Source organism: Streptomyces sp. NBC_00386 (assembly GCF_036063235.1).
Classification (GTDB): Bacteria; Actinomycetota; Actinomycetes; order Streptomycetales; family Streptomycetaceae; genus Streptomyces.
The window spans coordinates 8,306,131-8,322,019 of record NZ_CP107950.1 but is presented as its reverse complement, the minus strand read 5'-3'; the positions used below and the strand labels follow the sequence as shown (position 1 = coordinate 8,322,019).

At 69.9% G+C, this 15,889-nt stretch carries 12 protein-coding genes and 1 pseudogene; 6 read left to right on the top strand and 7 right to left on the bottom strand.

Annotated features, from left to right (window positions below):
* The first annotated feature begins 155 nt into the window (after positions 1-155).
* Positions 156-761 (top strand): DUF5994 family protein, encoded by a 606-nt coding sequence (locus tag OG780_RS36600; RefSeq protein WP_328455470.1) that lies wholly within the window; start codon positions 156-158, stop codon positions 759-761.
* 116 nt (positions 762-877) lie between these two features.
* Here the strand turns inward: OG780_RS36600 and OG780_RS36595 are convergent, their stop codons facing one another.
* The 4 genes and pseudogenes from OG780_RS36595 to OG780_RS36580 all read right to left on the bottom strand — a co-directional run bounded on the left by OG780_RS36595 (position 878) and on the right by OG780_RS36580 (position 4,550).
* Positions 878-2,116: a PP2C family protein-serine/threonine phosphatase gene (locus tag OG780_RS36595; RefSeq protein ID WP_328455468.1), complete on the bottom strand. Its 1,239-nt coding sequence runs from the start codon at positions 2,114-2,116 to the stop codon at positions 878-880.
* Between the two features lie 265 nt (positions 2,117-2,381).
* Positions 2,382-2,741 (bottom strand): annotated as a pseudogene (locus OG780_RS36590) (hemolysin III family protein); the annotation flags it as partial.
* A 6-nt stretch (positions 2,742-2,747) separates the two neighbouring features.
* Positions 2,748-3,080 carry a helix-turn-helix domain-containing protein gene (locus OG780_RS36585; protein ID WP_261705887.1) on the bottom strand — a complete coding sequence of 111 codons (333 nt, stop codon included), beginning with the start codon at positions 3,078-3,080 and terminating at the stop codon, positions 2,748-2,750.
* A gap of 1,191 nt (positions 3,081-4,271) precedes the next feature.
* A complete protein-coding gene (locus tag OG780_RS36580) occupies positions 4,272-4,550 on the bottom strand; it encodes a hypothetical protein (RefSeq protein WP_326784404.1) in 279 nt (92 codons plus the stop codon).
* 410 nt (positions 4,551-4,960) lie between these two features.
* Between OG780_RS36580 and OG780_RS36575 the strand changes: the two genes are divergently transcribed.
* The 5 genes from OG780_RS36575 (at position 4,961) to mgtA (ending at position 13,135) form a co-directional block, all read left to right on the top strand.
* Positions 4,961-5,173: a hypothetical protein gene (locus OG780_RS36575; protein ID WP_328455465.1), complete on the top strand. Its 213-nt coding sequence runs from the start codon at positions 4,961-4,963 to the stop codon at positions 5,171-5,173.
* Between the two features lie 1,312 nt (positions 5,174-6,485).
* Positions 6,486-7,322 (top strand): GAF and ANTAR domain-containing protein, encoded by an 837-nt coding sequence (locus OG780_RS36570; RefSeq protein WP_326784406.1) that lies wholly within the window; start codon positions 6,486-6,488, stop codon positions 7,320-7,322.
* A 31-nt stretch (positions 7,323-7,353) separates the two neighbouring features.
* The gene (locus OG780_RS36565) at positions 7,354-8,079 is read left to right on the top strand and encodes a GAF and ANTAR domain-containing protein (protein ID WP_328455462.1); all 726 of its coding nucleotides are present in this window, start codon (positions 7,354-7,356) and stop codon (positions 8,077-8,079) included.
* 26 nt (positions 8,080-8,105) lie between these two features.
* Positions 8,106-10,535, top strand: coding sequence for a phosphoketolase family protein (locus OG780_RS36560; protein ID WP_328455460.1), 2,430 nt, complete (start codon positions 8,106-8,108; stop codon positions 10,533-10,535).
* Complete coding sequence (mgtA, locus tag OG780_RS36555) at positions 10,517-13,135, top strand: magnesium-translocating P-type ATPase (RefSeq protein WP_328455458.1); 2,619 nt, start codon at positions 10,517-10,519, stop codon at positions 13,133-13,135. The genes OG780_RS36560 and mgtA overlap by 19 nt, the downstream gene beginning before the upstream one ends.
* Before the next feature lie 82 nt (positions 13,136-13,217).
* Here mgtA and OG780_RS36550 read toward each other — a convergent pair whose 3' ends face one another.
* From OG780_RS36550 to OG780_RS36540, 3 genes are all read right to left on the bottom strand, one after another.
* On the bottom strand, positions 13,218-14,228 hold the full coding sequence (locus OG780_RS36550) for a slipin family protein (RefSeq protein WP_328455456.1): 1,011 nt from the start codon (positions 14,226-14,228) through the stop codon (positions 13,218-13,220).
* A 428-nt stretch (positions 14,229-14,656) separates the two neighbouring features.
* Complete coding sequence (locus tag OG780_RS36545) at positions 14,657-14,989, bottom strand: hypothetical protein (RefSeq protein WP_328455454.1); 333 nt, start codon at positions 14,987-14,989, stop codon at positions 14,657-14,659.
* Between the two features lie 440 nt (positions 14,990-15,429).
* Positions 15,430-15,867, bottom strand: a complete 438-nt coding sequence (locus OG780_RS36540; RefSeq protein ID WP_328455452.1) for a DUF5994 family protein — start codon at positions 15,865-15,867, stop codon at positions 15,430-15,432.
* Positions 15,868-15,889 lie beyond the last annotated feature (22 nt).

Sequence of the window (15,889 nt, the reverse complement as noted above, 5' to 3'; positions counted from 1 at the left end):
ACGGGACGGGTTGAGCGTACGGTCCGTTCGGCTGGTCCGAGGAGTACGGTGAAATCACCGAGGATTTCTTGCGCACCGGCTTCCACGCTCGTGTCGTTTTCGGCGATTCAATATGCCGGGCCGGTCAACAAGCGGCCCGGGGCAGGGTTCGCGTCATGACTGCGGCCGTTTCCCTCTCGCCGACACTCGAAGTCGAAGACCGGTCCTCCTCGTCCTCTGTCCGTCTCTCGCTCGCTCCCATCGGTCCTGCTCCGGCCCTGCTGGACGGCGCATGGTGGCCCCGCGCCCGCGTTCTCGGGGCGGAACTCCCCGCCCTGACAGCCGTACTGGATCCGCTGTGGGGGCGGATCACCCGGGTGACGGTGAATCCCACACACTGGCCGGTCGTCCCGCGCAAGGTGCCCGTCGCCGGGCATGTGGTGAACGTGGGTTGCTTCCTGGCCGAGCAGGACCCACATGAACTACTGCTGCTCTCCTACCACATGGGCCGCTGGAACCTCCTGGTGATCCCGCCGCGGACGGACCCCGTCTCAGCCGCCTGGCTGATGGCCGCCGCGAGCGACCCCCTGGGCACGTCGACCGCGAGCCGACTGATGGAGGAGGCGGCTCGCCTGCGGACAGTGTCCGAGAGCGACCGGGCCGTGGAGGCGGTCTGGGACTCCGAAGGAGGACATGAGGTCCGCAGTCCGGCCGCACCTCCCGCACGTCCACGAATCCCGCTCGCCACCGCCACGCTGCCGTGTCAGCCGCTGGGGAGGTGAGGATCATGCAGACGTTCGTGATCCTGGCGATGGCCGGTCCCGCGGTGCCCCTCATCCGCCTGCTCAACTCGCAGCACAGCGACCGGGTCGCCGCCTTCCTCACCATCCGCCCAGAGTCATCGCCCGGGACTGGTCCGTCCCGTTCGTGACGGTGCGGAGGCGTCGCTGAGGTCGGCGCCGGTGGCGGCGTCCCGCTGGGAGTGGCCGGGGCCGTGCCAGTCCAGGCACATGACGGTCGCGTCGTCTTCCAGGTGACCATGGCCGGCGTCGATGATCGCCCCGATGAGGGCGCGAGCGGCTTCGCGGGGATGCAGGGCGCGGCTGCGGACGATCAGGTCCGACAGATCCAGGGTCTTGGCATTGCGCTCCAGCATGCCGTCCGTCAGCATCACCAGCCGATCCCCGGGCCGCAGGTCCAGCGACTGCACCCGGTAGGTGTGAGGGGCGTGGAAGCCGAACGGCCTATCGACCTTCGGAACGATCTCCCGTACCTGGCCGTCCCGCATGCGCAGCGGCCAGGGGTGGCCGGCGTTGACGAACTCGGTACCGCCGTCGAGCAGACTGATCCGCAGCAGCTGGCCGGTGACATAACCCTCGCGGCCGTGTTCGCGCACAGCACGGTCGGCTTCGTGGGCCTGCTCCTCAAGGCTCGCACCGGCCCGCCGTGCCCGGCGCAGGGCCCCGACCACGAGGGTGGCCAGGAGTGCGGCGTCGACGTCGTGACCCATGGCGTCGGTGATGGAGAGCTGGACGGTGTCCCGGTCGATCACGTAGTCGAAGGTGTCACCTCCGACATGGTCGGCGGGCTCCAGCGCCCCGGCGACCGCGAACTGCGCCGCCTCGCACGCCAGCGACGCCGGGAGCAGCCGGTGCTGGATCTCCGCGGCCAGGCTCAGCGGGGTGGTGCGACGGCCCCACTGGTAGACGTCGGTGAAGGAGCGGTTCGCGATGACGATGTACGCCAGAGCGTGCGCGGTCTCGCCGATCTCCCGCATCACCTCCGCGTCCGGAGCCGCGGGCAGGAACAGTTCGAGGAGCCCGATGGCGTCCCCACGATTGGTCACCGGGGCGACGATCCGCACCAGCGCGCCCTCGCCCTTGTCCTCCACGCTCGGCCGCTGGGTGCGGATCACGTTGTCGTACAGGGTGCCCCGCAGCGTGATGCGCCGGGCGGGTTCGTCGGTATCGACGCTGCCCGCCGCCCCCAGCCGTACGACCGAGCCGCCGCTGAAGTCGGTGATCAGGAACGACACCGACACGGCCCCGAGATGTTCCTTGAGCATCCGCGCGACCACGTCGAGCGACTCCACCGGCGCCGCAGACTCCGCCGCCTCCAGCGTCCCCGCCAAGGTCATCGCCCCGCCCCGGCCACCCCCGCCCTTCGCAGGATGAGAGACCCGCCCGCTGTCCGGCCCTCTTGCGGTCACAGCGGCTCCTCACTGCTCGATGACGCTCAGGACTCCGCCCCGCAGGCGCGAAAGACCTGAGCAAAGTCCAGCATCGGACAGGTCATATCGCATCACGGAACCCGGGTTCCGCCCCGCCCACCAGCCTCTCCCGGACCATGTGCGACCAGGGCCCGTCCCCCGAGTCCTGCGCTTCGACATGCCCCGAACGCAGTCACGCGGCTGCCAGGACGATGGCTGTGTAGTGCGCGGTGAAGGCGGCGATGGTCAGGGCGTGGAAGATCTCGTGGAAGCCGAACCAGTCTGGTGAAGGATCGGGGCGCTTGAGGGCGTAGACGACCGCGCCCGCGCTGTAGAGCAGCCCGCCGGCCACGATCAGGGCGAGTACGGCCGCTCCGCCGGTGTGCAGGAAGCCGGGCAGGTAGCGCACCGGCGCCCATCCCAGGGCCAGGTAGCACGGGGTGTACAGCCAGCGCGGAGCTGTGACCCACAGGACCCGGAACGCGATGCCGGCCAGCGCGCCTGTCCAGACGATCCACAGCAGCACGGACCGCTGGTCCGACGGGATGAGGACCGCAGGTCAGGTGCCAGCCGTGTGCCGGGACGCGGTGCGGCGGTATTCGGCGTTGATGCGTTGGGCCTCTTCGAGCTGGTCTTCGAGGATGATGATGCGGCAGGCGGCCTCGATGGGGGTCCCGTGGTCGACGAGTTCCCGGGCGCGCGCGGCGATCCGCAGCTGGTAGCGGGAGTAGCGGCGGTGCCCGCCTTCGGAGCGCAGTGGGGTGATCAGGCGGGCTTCACCGATGGCACGGAGGAAGCCCTGGGTGGTGCCGAGCATCTCGGCGGCCCGCCCCATCGTGTAGGCGGGGTAGTCGTCGTCGTCAAGACGGCCGAACGAAACGTCTGCTGTCACTTGCACCTCTCTGTGGTACGCGTCGAGGGGCCCTGGCGCCAATGGCACCAGGGCCCCGAAGGAACTGCAACACCATCTGCCGACCCTAGTACTTCGCCGGCCTTCTGTTTCCGCGGACCCGACCGAAATGCTGCCGGGGGCGCGGGGATCGCGGTTGCTCGACCGGAGACCACCTCACTATCGATGTCCTGCGGTACCCGGGCTCGGCATTTCCGCCCGGGCGATCCTGATGGCGCCTGCCTCCTCCGTTTCTTCCCTCTGGGATCAATCACTTACCTACTACTGGTACTGCTCTACTGCGTATTGCTCTGTGGCCTGAGACAGCGCCACTCTTCGTCAGCCAGCCCCGTCGCCCGTCCTGCGTCTGCTCCGGCTTGGAACCCCACTGCCGAACCTCCCGGTGCGCGCGTCCGCAGCCGACGCCTTCACCGAGGTACTGCTCATTGCCTTCACTGCTGGTACTGCGAACTGCACTCACGGGTACTGCCACTGCGGTACTGCTCACGGCAACCCCTGATCACTGCGGGCCACCCGGTCCGGTCGTCAGTCCCGTCGCCGTCCTGCAACAACCCTGGCTTCGAAACTCCACCACCGCACCGTCCTGCGAACTGCAACTGCGGTACTGCTGCCCGGCGGTTCGTCTCTGCCGGGCCTGCTGTCCCTCTGGACTACGAGAGAAACCATAACCAGGCGATCACCCAATGTCTACTCCAGCCAACATAGATTTTCGCGTGTTTGACAGTGGGGTAATCGACCTCGAACGGCGACGGGTCGGGACGCGGCCGTCACTGCTCGGTCAGCGGCTGCAGGACGGCGGGATGCGGTGGGTGTAAGCCGACGTCACCCGTGGGCCATGTCCTCGGTGCCGGATGGATCACGTAAGCCATAGGAGAGCGCGGTTGATGCGACGCCCGGGAAAAGTACGAGCCACGCCACCCGCAGTAGCATGGATGGTGGGTTGGCTCACTCTCACGTGCAGCCGCCCGGAAGGGCGACTCCGGCGTGTTTGCGCCGGAGTCGTTATTACAGCCGCACTGGCGGTTCCGGCCAGGCCGCGACCTTCCAAGGAGCACGGCTCGCGTCGACGGGCGTCCCGCTCAAGAGGGACAGCGCATGATCCGGGCAGCCGAGATCCGCGAGTGGCACACCCCTGACACGGGCCTCCGGCTGCACGACGGGGCGGTCTACCGGTCACCCGCGGCGTTCGTGGTCCCGACGGTCCTCGCGCCTCCAGCGCGCCCGGTTCTGTCGGCTGTAGCGGCGGTCCCAGCGGTCCTGCCGGTCCCGGCGCTCCTGATAGTCCCGGTAGCCCTTGCGGTCGGAACCGTCGCCACGGATCCAGCCTCCCCCGCGATCTCGGCCGTAGCGGGTGGCGCCGAAGAGCAACGCGGCCGCGGCCACCCACCAGAGGGGATTGAGAAAGCCGAGGCCGAACAGGACGACGATCGGCACGAGAAACAGAACGAACACGGCGGGCCTCCCCGGAGCGGAACAAACCATCACTGCCGGGGGCCAGGGCCTGTTCACACAGCGTAGCCCTTCCAAGAGGTTGCGGATAGCGCACCGTGTCCGCGGCGTCCGACGGAAGCGGTCCGAAGTGGTCGGAAGCGGTTGGAAGCGGATGGCCGCTTGACGTCTGTCCGGGGAGTACGGCGAGGGCTAACGTGCGTGGTACGGCCCGAGCCCCCGGCAGCGTCGATCGCCTCTCGCGCTCCCTCGGGGGCGCACCTCACGCATCAGTGCCGGACTCCTTCCTGTCGCCAACGGGCCGCTCCCGCGCCCGCCGTCGCCACTGGACCCTGACGCAGCTTCGATGCGCCCCAGGCGGGCACCCTCGTGCCGTCCGCCGCGTCGCACGCATACCACCACAGGCGGTACACATGTACGCGCTGATCGTTCCGGCTTCGACCCCCTTCGTCCTGCTCGCCGCCGTGATGGGCCTGTCCTGGTGGGAGGATCACATCCTGCCGGCGCCATCGGCCGAGCCGGTGAACGCTCCCGCCGAGGCTCCGTTCGCCCCGGCGGACTCTGCCCGGATCGCGGAACTCCCGCTTGTCGAGACTGCGTTGACAAGGGAGGCAGTCGGGCGTTGACCGACAGCACGGCGTAGGCCACGCCGCTCCGGGTCACCCGGACGACTCGTTCCGCCTTCCGCTTCGCCCGACCCCGCGGAAGTCAGGATTTCCCGCGATCCGGAGGACCGGCACCGATCCTGTTCGGCGGAGCGGACGGTGCAACGGGACGACTGCCCGGCTGACGGTGTCTCACCTGCGATCAGCGCCCCGGCACGGCATGGGAACCGCCCGATCACCGCCGTCCATACATCGTGGTGCCCCTCTCCGGACCAACCAAGAGAGCGGCCTCGGGACTATGCTGCGTACGGACGTCCCAGACCCCGGCGGGCCACCACTGCTTGGCCCGCATGCCTGCGGAGAGCGGATCACCCGTCCGCCCGCCCCGCGCATCCCCGAGGTAACCGGCTGGGTCCTACGCTCCGGAACAGCGTCTGCTGGATCGGTCATTCGCCTGCCTGCACGACCGTACGACCGTACCGCGTACCCGGTACGGTCTCGTGAACCGAGGCACCCTGCCCATGCGTATCCCACCGATCCTGAACGTCTGCCGGCACGACACGGACAACCGGGCGCTGGTCACCCTGACTGGCGAGATCGACCTGCAATCGGCGCCCTTGGTGCATACGCCGGCGGAGCGGTACCCGCACGACGGCATCCACACCATCGATATCGATGTCACCGCCGTGACCTCCTGCGACTACAGCGGCATCAACGCCTTCCTCCACGCCTTGCAGCACAGCGCCACGACCGGAGGATCCCCTGCAACTACACCAGTCCAGAACGGCGTTGGAACGCCTCGTCACCCTCGTCGGCTCGGACTCCCTCGTCCTTGCCCTTCCACATGCCTTCGCCGGGAGCCGACCACCCTCGCGGCCCTCTCCCGTGCACCGGACCACGCACCGGCTCGCCCCGGCGCCGGCTGCTCTCCCGGGCGGTGTGCTGCGACGGCCCTGGCCGGGCCGATCCGATCGCGGGGGCGCGTAGACCACCAGCCGTTCACCACACGCACGACGCCCCTGAGTCAGGGTCGGCTCACCAGTGCCGACCGGGCCTTGACCTTCGCCTTCGCCGGGAGCCTGGTTCGTCCGCACGCGCGGGGCCGGGACGAGGCCCGGCGGCTGCAGGAACGGCTGTTCACCGAGCACCGGGCACCACTCGGTGTCACCTTGGCGGACCGGCCTGACCAGCCGGTCCTGGCCGCTCTCCGCTGCCGGGATCGGACGGACGTCGGAGACGGCCGCAGGGCGGCCGACGGCGCCGTGCTCCTGACGCTGGCTCTGCCCTTGGGGGTGCGAACGGCGGCGAGGCCGGAGGGACTTGGTCACCGCTCATGGACCCTGTGGTCGCCATGATCCCCGGCAGCCGGTCGGCGCGGATCCAGGCTCTCGTGGCCGAGCAGGCGGCCCTGCGCGGCGCCCGGGTCGGCGTCCTCGACGTGTGCACGGCGGCAGTGGCGGCACTGCCGGTCGGCGGGGCCGGGATGTCCGCGATGTCTCGCGACCGGGCGAGTCATCCGCTGTGCAGCACCGACTCCGTCAGTCAGCATCTGGAAGAACTCCAGCTCACCCTGGGCGAGGGACCGTGCGTGGACGCCTACGTCCTCGGCTCGACGGTCCTCTGCCCCGACCTGTTGGCCGGTGAACTCCAGCGACATTGGACGGTGTTCGCCGATGCGGCCCTGGAAGCCGGTGCCAGAGCGGTCTTCGCTTTCCCTCTGCAGATAGGGGCCGTCAGCCCCGGCGTCCTCGACCTGTACTCCAGCAGCTCGGTCGAGCTGGACGCGGAGGAGGTGGCCGATGCGATGGCCTTCGCCGACGCTGCCACGTTGATTCTGCTCGATGCCCGGATCAGTGAGACGGGTGTCCCGTTCGACACCCAGGCGCCCGACACCGACGCGGCCGGCACCGGCCGGCCGGATGCCGCACCGTTCGACGACCTGGGCGGATACCGCGCCGAGATCGACCAGGCCACCGGCATCCTCATGGTCCAGCTCGACGTCGGCTTCGAGGAAGCCTTCATCCGGCTGCGCGCCCACGCGTACGCCCGAGGGACACGGATCTCGGTGGTCGCCGCCGACGTGGTCGCCCACCGGCTCCGTCTCCCCCCGGACACGGCTCCGTCCGACATCCAACCGCCGGATGCGCGACCCCCCGACGAGGAGTCCTGATGCTCACGCCCCATACGCAGAGGTGTGCACGATGAAGGAACAGTTGATGGCCCGGACGTTCGTCGAGCTCGCCGACAGTCTCGTCGCCGACTTCGACCTCATGGACTTCCTGCGCCTGCTCACCGACCGTTGCGTCGACCTGCTCGACGCGAGCGCGGCGGGCGTCCTGCTCGCCGACCGTGACGGCGTACTGCGCGTCATGGCCGCCTCCGACGAACAGGTGCGCCTCCTGGAACTCTTCCAGCTCCAGAACCACGAAGGCCCCTGCCTGGACTGCTTCCACACCGGAATCGCGGTCTCCGTCCACGATCTGCGCGACGAGGCGGCCCGCTGGCCCCTGTTCACCGCCCAGGCTCAGCGCAGCGGTTTCAACGCCGTCCAGGCGCTGCCCATGCGCCTGCGCGACGAGGTCGTCGGCGCCCTCAACCTCTTCCACGCCACCCCGGCGCCCATCAGCCCCGCCGCCACCACCTTCGCCCAGGCCCTCGCCGACGTCGCCACCATCAGCCTGCTGCAACAACGCACCACCGAGCGCAACACGCTCCTCAACGAGCAGTTGCAGACAGCCCTCAACAGCCGCGTCCTGATCGAGCAGGCCAAGGGAAAGCTCGCCGAACGCCGCCACACGGACATGGAACAGGCCTTCACCACCCTGAGGGCCTACGCCCGCTCCCACAACCGCCGCCTCTCGGACGTCGCCCGCGCCTTCATCGACGAATCCGAATTCCTCCCCGGCCTCAGCTCCCGAAGTTCCTGAGCAGCCCTCTTCAAGAAGGGTTCGTCATGCCGCTCGACCCCCCTCGCGAGACCTCCCGCGACACGCTCGGTACTCCCACCCGCCTCGACCGCCTCGACGAGGAGGAACTGAGCGCGCTGGACGCCCACTGGCGGGCGGCGAACTACCTGGCCGTCGGGCAGATCTACCTCCTGTCCAACCCGCTGCTGACCGAGCCCCTGGCTCTTGAGCACGTCAAACCGCGGCTGCTGGGACACTGGGGCACCTCACCGGGACTGAACCTGGTCCACACCCACCTCAACAGGGTGGTGAAGGCAAGGGACTTGGACGCGATCTGTGTCTGGGGGCCAGGTCACGGCGGGCCGGCCGTGGTCGCGAACTCCTGGTTGGAGGGCAGCTACACCGAGACGTACCCGGACATCACGCGGGACGCCGTCGGCATGGCCCGCCTCTTCCGGCAGTTCTCCTTCCCGGGCGGCATCCCCAGTCATGTCGCACCCGAGACCCCCGGATCGATCCACGAAGGCGGCGAGCTGGGCTATTCCCTCTCGCACGCCTACGGGGCCGCGTTCGACAACCCGGGGCTCCTGGTGGCCTGCGTGATCGGCGACGGTGAGGCCGAGACGGGCCCGCTGGCCGCCTCCTGGCACTCGAACAAGTTCCTCGACCCGGTACGGGACGGTGCCGTCCTGCCGATCCTGCACCTCAACGGCTACAAGATCGCCAATCCGGCGGTCCTGGCCCGGATACCGGAGCCCGAACTCGACTCCCTGCTCAGGGGATACGGCCACGAGCCCCTCCATGTCACCGGGGACGACCCGCGCGCCGTCCACCAGGCGATGGCTCGCGCCATGGACGAGGCCCTGGACCGCATCGCCGCCTTCCAGCACGCCGCCCGCACCGAAGGCGCCGGTTCCGCCGTCACCGAACGCCCGCGGTGGCCGGTGATCGTGCTGCGCACCCCCAAGGGCTGGACCGGACCGGCCGAGGTCGACGGCCTCCCGGTGGAGGGCACCTGGCGAGCGCACCAGGTCCCATTGTCGGCCGTACGCGAAAACCCGGTTCACCTACGGCAGTTGGAGCAATGGCTGCGCTCCTACCGGCCGGAGGAACTCTTCGACGAGCACGGACGCCCCCGGGCACAGGTTCTGGCCTGTGTCCCCGACGGCTTACACCGCCTGGGTGCCAACCCGCACACCAACGGCGGTCTGCTGCTGCACGACCTGCCCCTGCCGCCCCTGGAACGGTTCGCCGTCCCGGTCGACAAGCCCGGCGCGACGGCGCATGAGCCGACCCGTGTCCTCGGCGACCTGCTGGCGCGGGTGATGGCCGATACGGGCGAACGACGGGACTTCCGGCTGGTCGGCCCGGACGAGACGGCCTCCAACCGCCTCCAGGCCGTCTACGAAGCGAGCGGCAAGGCGTGGGAGGCACTGGTCCTTCCGACGGACGAGCACCTGGAACGCGGCGGCCGGGTCATGGAGATCCTGTCCGAACACACCTGCCAGGGCTGGCTGGAGGGCTATCTCCTCACCGGACGACATGGCCTGTTCTCCTGCTACGAGGCCTTCGTCCACATCGTCGACTCCATGGCGAACCAGCACATCAAGTGGCTGCGCGTCGCCCGCCGGCTCCCCTGGCGCCGCCCGATCGCCTCCCTCAACTACCTGCTCACCTCGCACGTATGGCGCCAGGACAACAACGGCTTCTCGCACCAGGACCCCGGTTTCGTCGACCACGTACTGAACAAGTCGCCGGAGGTCGTGCGGGTCTACTACCCCCCGGACACCAACACCCTGCTGTCCGTGGCGGATCACGTGCTGCGCAGTCGCGACTACGTCAATGTCGTCGTCGCGGGCAAGCAGCCCTGCTTCGACTGGCTCGACCTCGACACCGCCCGCGCGCACTGCGCGCGCGGCGCCGGGATCTGGTCCTGGGCCGGCACCGAGTCCGAGCACGGCGAACCGGACGTGGTACTCGCCTGCGCGGGCGACGTACCCACCCTCGAAGTACTGGCCGCCGCCTCGCTGCTCCGTCTCCATCTGCCCGAACTCGCGGTACGGGTGGTCAATGTCGTCGACATCGCCCGGCTGCTGCCCGCGGAGGAACACCCGCACGGCATGTCCGAGAGCGAGTACGACGCTCTGTTCACCCCCGACAAGCCCGTCGTCTTCGCGTACCACGGCTATCCGTGGCTGATCCACCGGCTCGCCTACCGGCGCGCCAACCACCCGCACCTGCACGTGCGCGGCTACAAGGAGGAGGGCACCACGACGACCCCGTTCGACATGGTCGTACGCAACGACCTCGACCGGTACCGGCTGGTCATGGACGTCATCGACCGGGTGCCCGGTCTCTCGGTCCGGGCCGCGGCGCTGCGGCAGCGGATGGTCGACGTCCGCTATCGCCATCACGACTGGATCCGCGCCCACGGGGAGGACCTGCCCGAGGTCGCCGAATGGACCTGGAGTCAGTGACCACCCGGGTGGCGGAGATGCGGGTGGGGGACGCCGCCGCCGAGGACGCGAAAGCCGTGCTGGCCGCGCTCGCGAGTAGTCCCGAGGGACTGTCGGGAGGCGAGACGGGTGAGGCGGCCGAGCGGCTCGCGGTCGTCGGGCCGAACGCCGTACGCACGCACCACGCCCGTGTCCTGGCACTTCTCGGGCGGCAGTTGCGCAGCGCCCTGCTGATCCTGCTGGCGGTCACGGCCGGGGTCTCGTACTTCTTCGGCGAGCGGACCGGCGCGATCATCATCGCGGGGATCCTGGTGCTGAGCGTGGCACTGGGATTCGTCAACGAGTACCGGGCGGAGAAGGCGGCACAGGCCCTGCACTCGCGGGTGCGCCACACGGCCGTCGTGGTCCGGGACGGCGCGGCCACCGAGGTCGATGTGACCGAGCTGGTGCCGGGCGATGTCGTACGTCTGACGCTGGGGCAGGTGGTGCCCGCTGACCTGCGCCTGCTGGAGTGCACGGCGTTCGCCTGCGACGAGAGTGTCCTCACCGGGGAGTCCGCCCCTGTCGACAAGACCCCGGAGCCGGTCGCCGCGGGGGCGGCGCTGGCCGAGCTGACGTCCTGTGCGCTGATGGGGACGGTGGTGCACGGGGGCGGCGCGACCGGAGTGGTCGTCGCCACCGGGGGCCGTGCCGAGTTCGGTCGGATCGCGCTGGGGCTGGGAGAACGGCAGCCGGAGACCGACTTCCAGGCGGGGCTGCGCCGCTTCTCCATGCTGCTCCTCAAGGTCGCCGCCGCCCTCACCACGGGGATCTTCGTCGTCAACCTCCTGCTCCACCGGCCGCTGCTCGACGCCCTGCTCTTCTCGCTGGCCATCGCGGTGGGGATCACCCCGCAGCTGCTGCCCGCGGTGGTGAGCACGAGTCTGGCCGCCGGTTCACGGCAGCTGGCGCGTCGCAAGGTCCTCGTCAAACGGCTGGTGTGCATCGAGGACCTGGGCGACATGGACGTCCTGGTCACCGACAAGACCGGCACGCTCACCGAGGGTCGCATCCGTTTCGAGGCGGCCCTCGACCCGGCTGGCGCCCTCTCCGACATGGTGCTCAAGCTGGGCCTGCTGGCCACCGAGGGCGACCTCGACCAGGTGGGCGGGAACGCGCTGGACAGCGCGCTGTGGCAGGCCACGGGCACTCCCCCGGCCGGTCACCACCGGCTCGCACTGCTGCCCTTCGACCACGACCGACAGCTGGGCTCCGCGCTCGTCGAGCGTGCGGACGGCAGCCGCCTGCTCGTGGCCAAGGGGGCGCCCGAGGCGGTCCTGGCCCGCTGCGGTGACGTACCGGACGAGTCCGCGGTGGTGCTCCAGGAGCACTTCGCGGCGGGCAGCCGGGTCGTCGCTGTCGCCACCAGGAACGCCGACGGGCAGACGTCCCTCACCGCCGCCGACGAGTACCGGCTGCGCCTGGCCGGCTTCCTGGTCTTCCTCGACCCGCCCAAGGCCGGTGCCGCCGCCTCGCTGAAACGCCTGGCCGACCTCGGCATCACCGTCAAGATCTGTACGGGCGACAACGCGCTCGTCGCGCAGAAGGTCTGCGCCGACCTCGGCCTGCCGCCCGGCCGGGCCCTGACCGGTCGGGACATCGGGGAGCTGGACGACGAGCAGCTGACCCGGGCGGCCGGGACCACCACCGTCTTCGCCCGTGTCTCGCCCCAGGACAAGGCCAGGGTCGTACGGGCGCTGCGGCGCCGGGGCCGGGCCATCGGGTTCCTGGGTGACGGGGTGAACGACGCGCTGGCCCTGCACGCCGCCGATGTGGGGCTGTCCGTGGACACCGCGACCGACGTGGCCAAGGACGCGGCCGACGTCCTGCTCCTGGAGAAGGACCTCGGCGTCCTCGCCGACGGGGTCGCCGAGGGTCGCCGGATCTTCGCCAACACCATCAAGTACGTCCTGATGGGCACCTCCAGTAACTTCGGCAACATGTTCAGCGCGGCCGGAGCCTCCCTGGTGCTGTCCTTCCTGCCGATGCTGCCCTCGCAGATCCTGCTCAACAACCTCCTCTACGACGCCGGGCAGTTGACCATCCCCACCGATCACGTCGACCCTGAGCAGCTGCGCGCGCCCTCGCACTGGGACATCGCCTTCATCCGCCGTTTCATGCTCTTCTTCGGGCCCGTCAGCTCCGTCTTCGACTTCCTCACCTTCGCGGTCATGATCGAGATCTTCCACACGGGCGCCGAGCTGTTCCGCTCCGGCTGGTTCGTGGAGTCCCTCGCCACGCAGGCGCTGGTCGTCTTCGCGATCCGAACCCGCCGGGTGCCGTTCTACCGCAGCCGGCCCAGCCGCCCCCTGATGGTCAGCACCTTCGCCGTCGTCGCCGTCGGTGTCGCGCTGCCGATGTCGCCGCTCGCGGGGCCGCTCGGTTTCCAGGCCCTGCCGCTCGGACTCCTCCTCACCCTGGCCCTGATGGTCGTGCTCTACCTGGTGCTGATCGAGGGCGCCAAGCACGTCTTCTACGCCCGTGCCGACGCGCGGGCCGCGCTTCCACCGGTACGCCACCGCACCCGTCGGCACCGCATCCAGCGCCGGGCCGGCCGCTTCAGCCACCCCGGACCGCTGTGACCCTGGTGACGTACTGTCACCGGGGTCATCAGCGGCACCACGCGGCACCAAGACGATCCGCGTCACTCCGTCGGCCGAGCGGTCAGCCGTTCAGTGACTCCTCGGCGTCCCTCCGTGTCGGCCAGTCGTCCCGTCGCTCCCCGGCCACCTCCGCACGGCCGCCGATCCGCTTGCCGCCGGATCCGACCCGTTCTCCGCTCAGTGAGAAGGCGGGCGCGATGGCCGGTGACGGGATGGCGGGTTCGGGGATCACGACGCCCGTGGGCGCCGCGGGGCGCCGGGTGCTCCGGCTGATCCGGTGCGTGACCCGTCCGTCGGACGCGCCGCCGGTTTCCCTGCTCTGGTGCTCGAAGAAGCGGAGCATCTCCACGGGGAACGGCATCACGAGGGTGCTGTTCTTCTCGGCGGATACGTCCACCACGGTCTGCAGCAGGCGCAGTTGGAGGGCTCCGGGGGTGTCGGCCATGGTCGCGGCGGCGTCGGTCAGCCGCTGGGACGCCTCGAACTCGCCGTCGGCGGCGATGACCCGGGCACGGCGTTCCCGCTCCGCCTCGGCCTGCTTGGACATCGAGCGCATCATCGACTCCGGAAGGGCGATGTCCTTGATCTCCACACGTTCGATGCGCAGCCCCCAGGGCTCCTCGGTGGGGGCGTCCATCACCTTCTTGAGTTCCGCGTTGATGTGGTCGCGGTCGGAGAGCAGTGTGTCCAGGTCGGCCCTGCCGATGACCGAGCGGAGCGATGTCTGGGCGATCTGGGAGACGGCGGCAGGGTAGTTGCGCACGTTCACCAGGGCTTTGACGGGGTCGATGACCTTGAAGTAGACGACAGCGTCGACGGTGAGTGTCACGTTGTCGGCGGTGATGGACCCTTGCGGCGGGATACCGAGGACCTCGGTCTGTACGGACACCTTCCGCATCCGGTCCCCGATCGGCCGGATGACCCGCAGGCCCGGCCCGCGGATGTCCGGCAGCAGCCGTCCGAAGCGGAACACCACACCCTTCTCGTACTGCTGGACGTTGCGCACGCTGAGGGCGAGCAGGACGAGCCCGGCCACGGCGAACACCGCCAGCACGGTGATCAGAACACCCATGATTCCCACATTCCTTATGTCGATCACGGCCCGGACCCGAGAGGTCGGGGAAGCACGCGGCACGGGAGGACCCCGGCCTGTCGTCTGAGATGCGGCCGGGGTCTCGGGCTGTTGTCGAGGCGCTGCCGGCTCCTGGGGTCGCGTGTCCGCGGCCACCACCGACTCTTGAGGTCGCGTGTCGGCTGAAGGTCGTGTGTCGGCTGACTCTTGAGGTCGCGTGCCGACGGTCACCACGCGCGGTCGAAGGTCCCGCGCGCTCGGCTGTCGTCTTCATCCGAAGGACCACGGTGCCGGGAAGGAGCCGGCTCCCCGCCACCGTCCGCCAGGAGCCCGGCGGCACTCACGGCGGCTCTCCTCCCTCACCTCCGGGTGCGCCCGCCCGGCCCTGTCCGGCTGCGGCCGTGGTGGTCACAGCGCCTCCAAGGCCCTCATCTCGCCGTCGGCGGAGCGGAAACGACCGGGATCTGCGGGCGTGCGGCCGGCTCGCGGACCGCATCGTCCCCTTCGGAGTCCCAGGCCGCCTGAACGGCCGGGTCGGTCTCCGAGACCGTGCGCAGGCTCGCCGCCTCCCCCATCAGCCGGCCCGCGTGCGAGGTGCGCAGGCAGTCTCTCCCGGCGGCCATCAGCCAAAGAGCCGAGGCGGGAGTCGGCTGCACCTGCCCACTTACGGGCACCGCGCCCGGGACAGCCGACCGGTACGGGTGGTCCGCCAAGGCGCCGGTGACCCGGCCCCACAGCGGATCGAGCACGGCCGTAGGCAAGGAATCAACGGAAGCGAAAGGCATCCGGCATGACGGAGAGGATGGCGTGTTTTCGAGGATCGGCGTGGGGGTAGCGGTCGCATTCATGACACGAACCCGGCTCCGGACCGACCGAAACCGACCCGAGGTGATCAAATCGCCGAAAGCGACACGGACATGGGAGCCGGTGCGCGAAATACCCTCGGTAGCACCGAGCGTACTCCGTCGACGGTCCGGACGGACTCCGCGTCCGGACAACACGGCTGCCGCAGGACGGAGAACGAGAACTCCGCCCCGCCCGGCCGTGGTCACCGCAGCACCACCGACCTCCACTGCTCCGGGCTGCGCCGCTCGGTGCCGGACGGAAGGCACTGGCGGCCCTCGACCGGTGCGGTGACAACACCCCCGGGCCCACACCACCCCTGGGTGGTGTGGGCCCACAGTCGGTCCGGCAGACACCGTCAACGGACAGCGGTTCCCAACCCCAGGCCGTCCTTCACGGCGGTGTCCATGCTGTCCATGAGCCCCCCGGCCTCCGCCTCCGTGGCCGCGGGCGGTACGACCAGCAGGTCCCACCGACCGTGGCCGGGTGCCAGCAGGCAGACGGTGGAGGGGGCGTGCCGGCTGGTCGTCCGGCGCAGGCGTACCACCTGATCGTCGACGAGCAGCCGTCCGGGGAACGGAGCCCATACAGCCTCGTCCACCAGGACGCTGCTGACGTGCCCCCAGGCGGGCGGCAGTCCACCCAGCAGCCGGGGCAGTTCGGACGTCAGATCGGTCGAGCGGGGCCACCAGGCGCCGTCGATGCGCCGGGGCATGCGGCCCTGTGCCGGTTGGACCGACAGGCGCAGGCGGACGGCGGACGACGAGGAGAGCGGGGGCGGGGGCGCGAGTGTCATGAGAACTCCTGAAGGGGACATG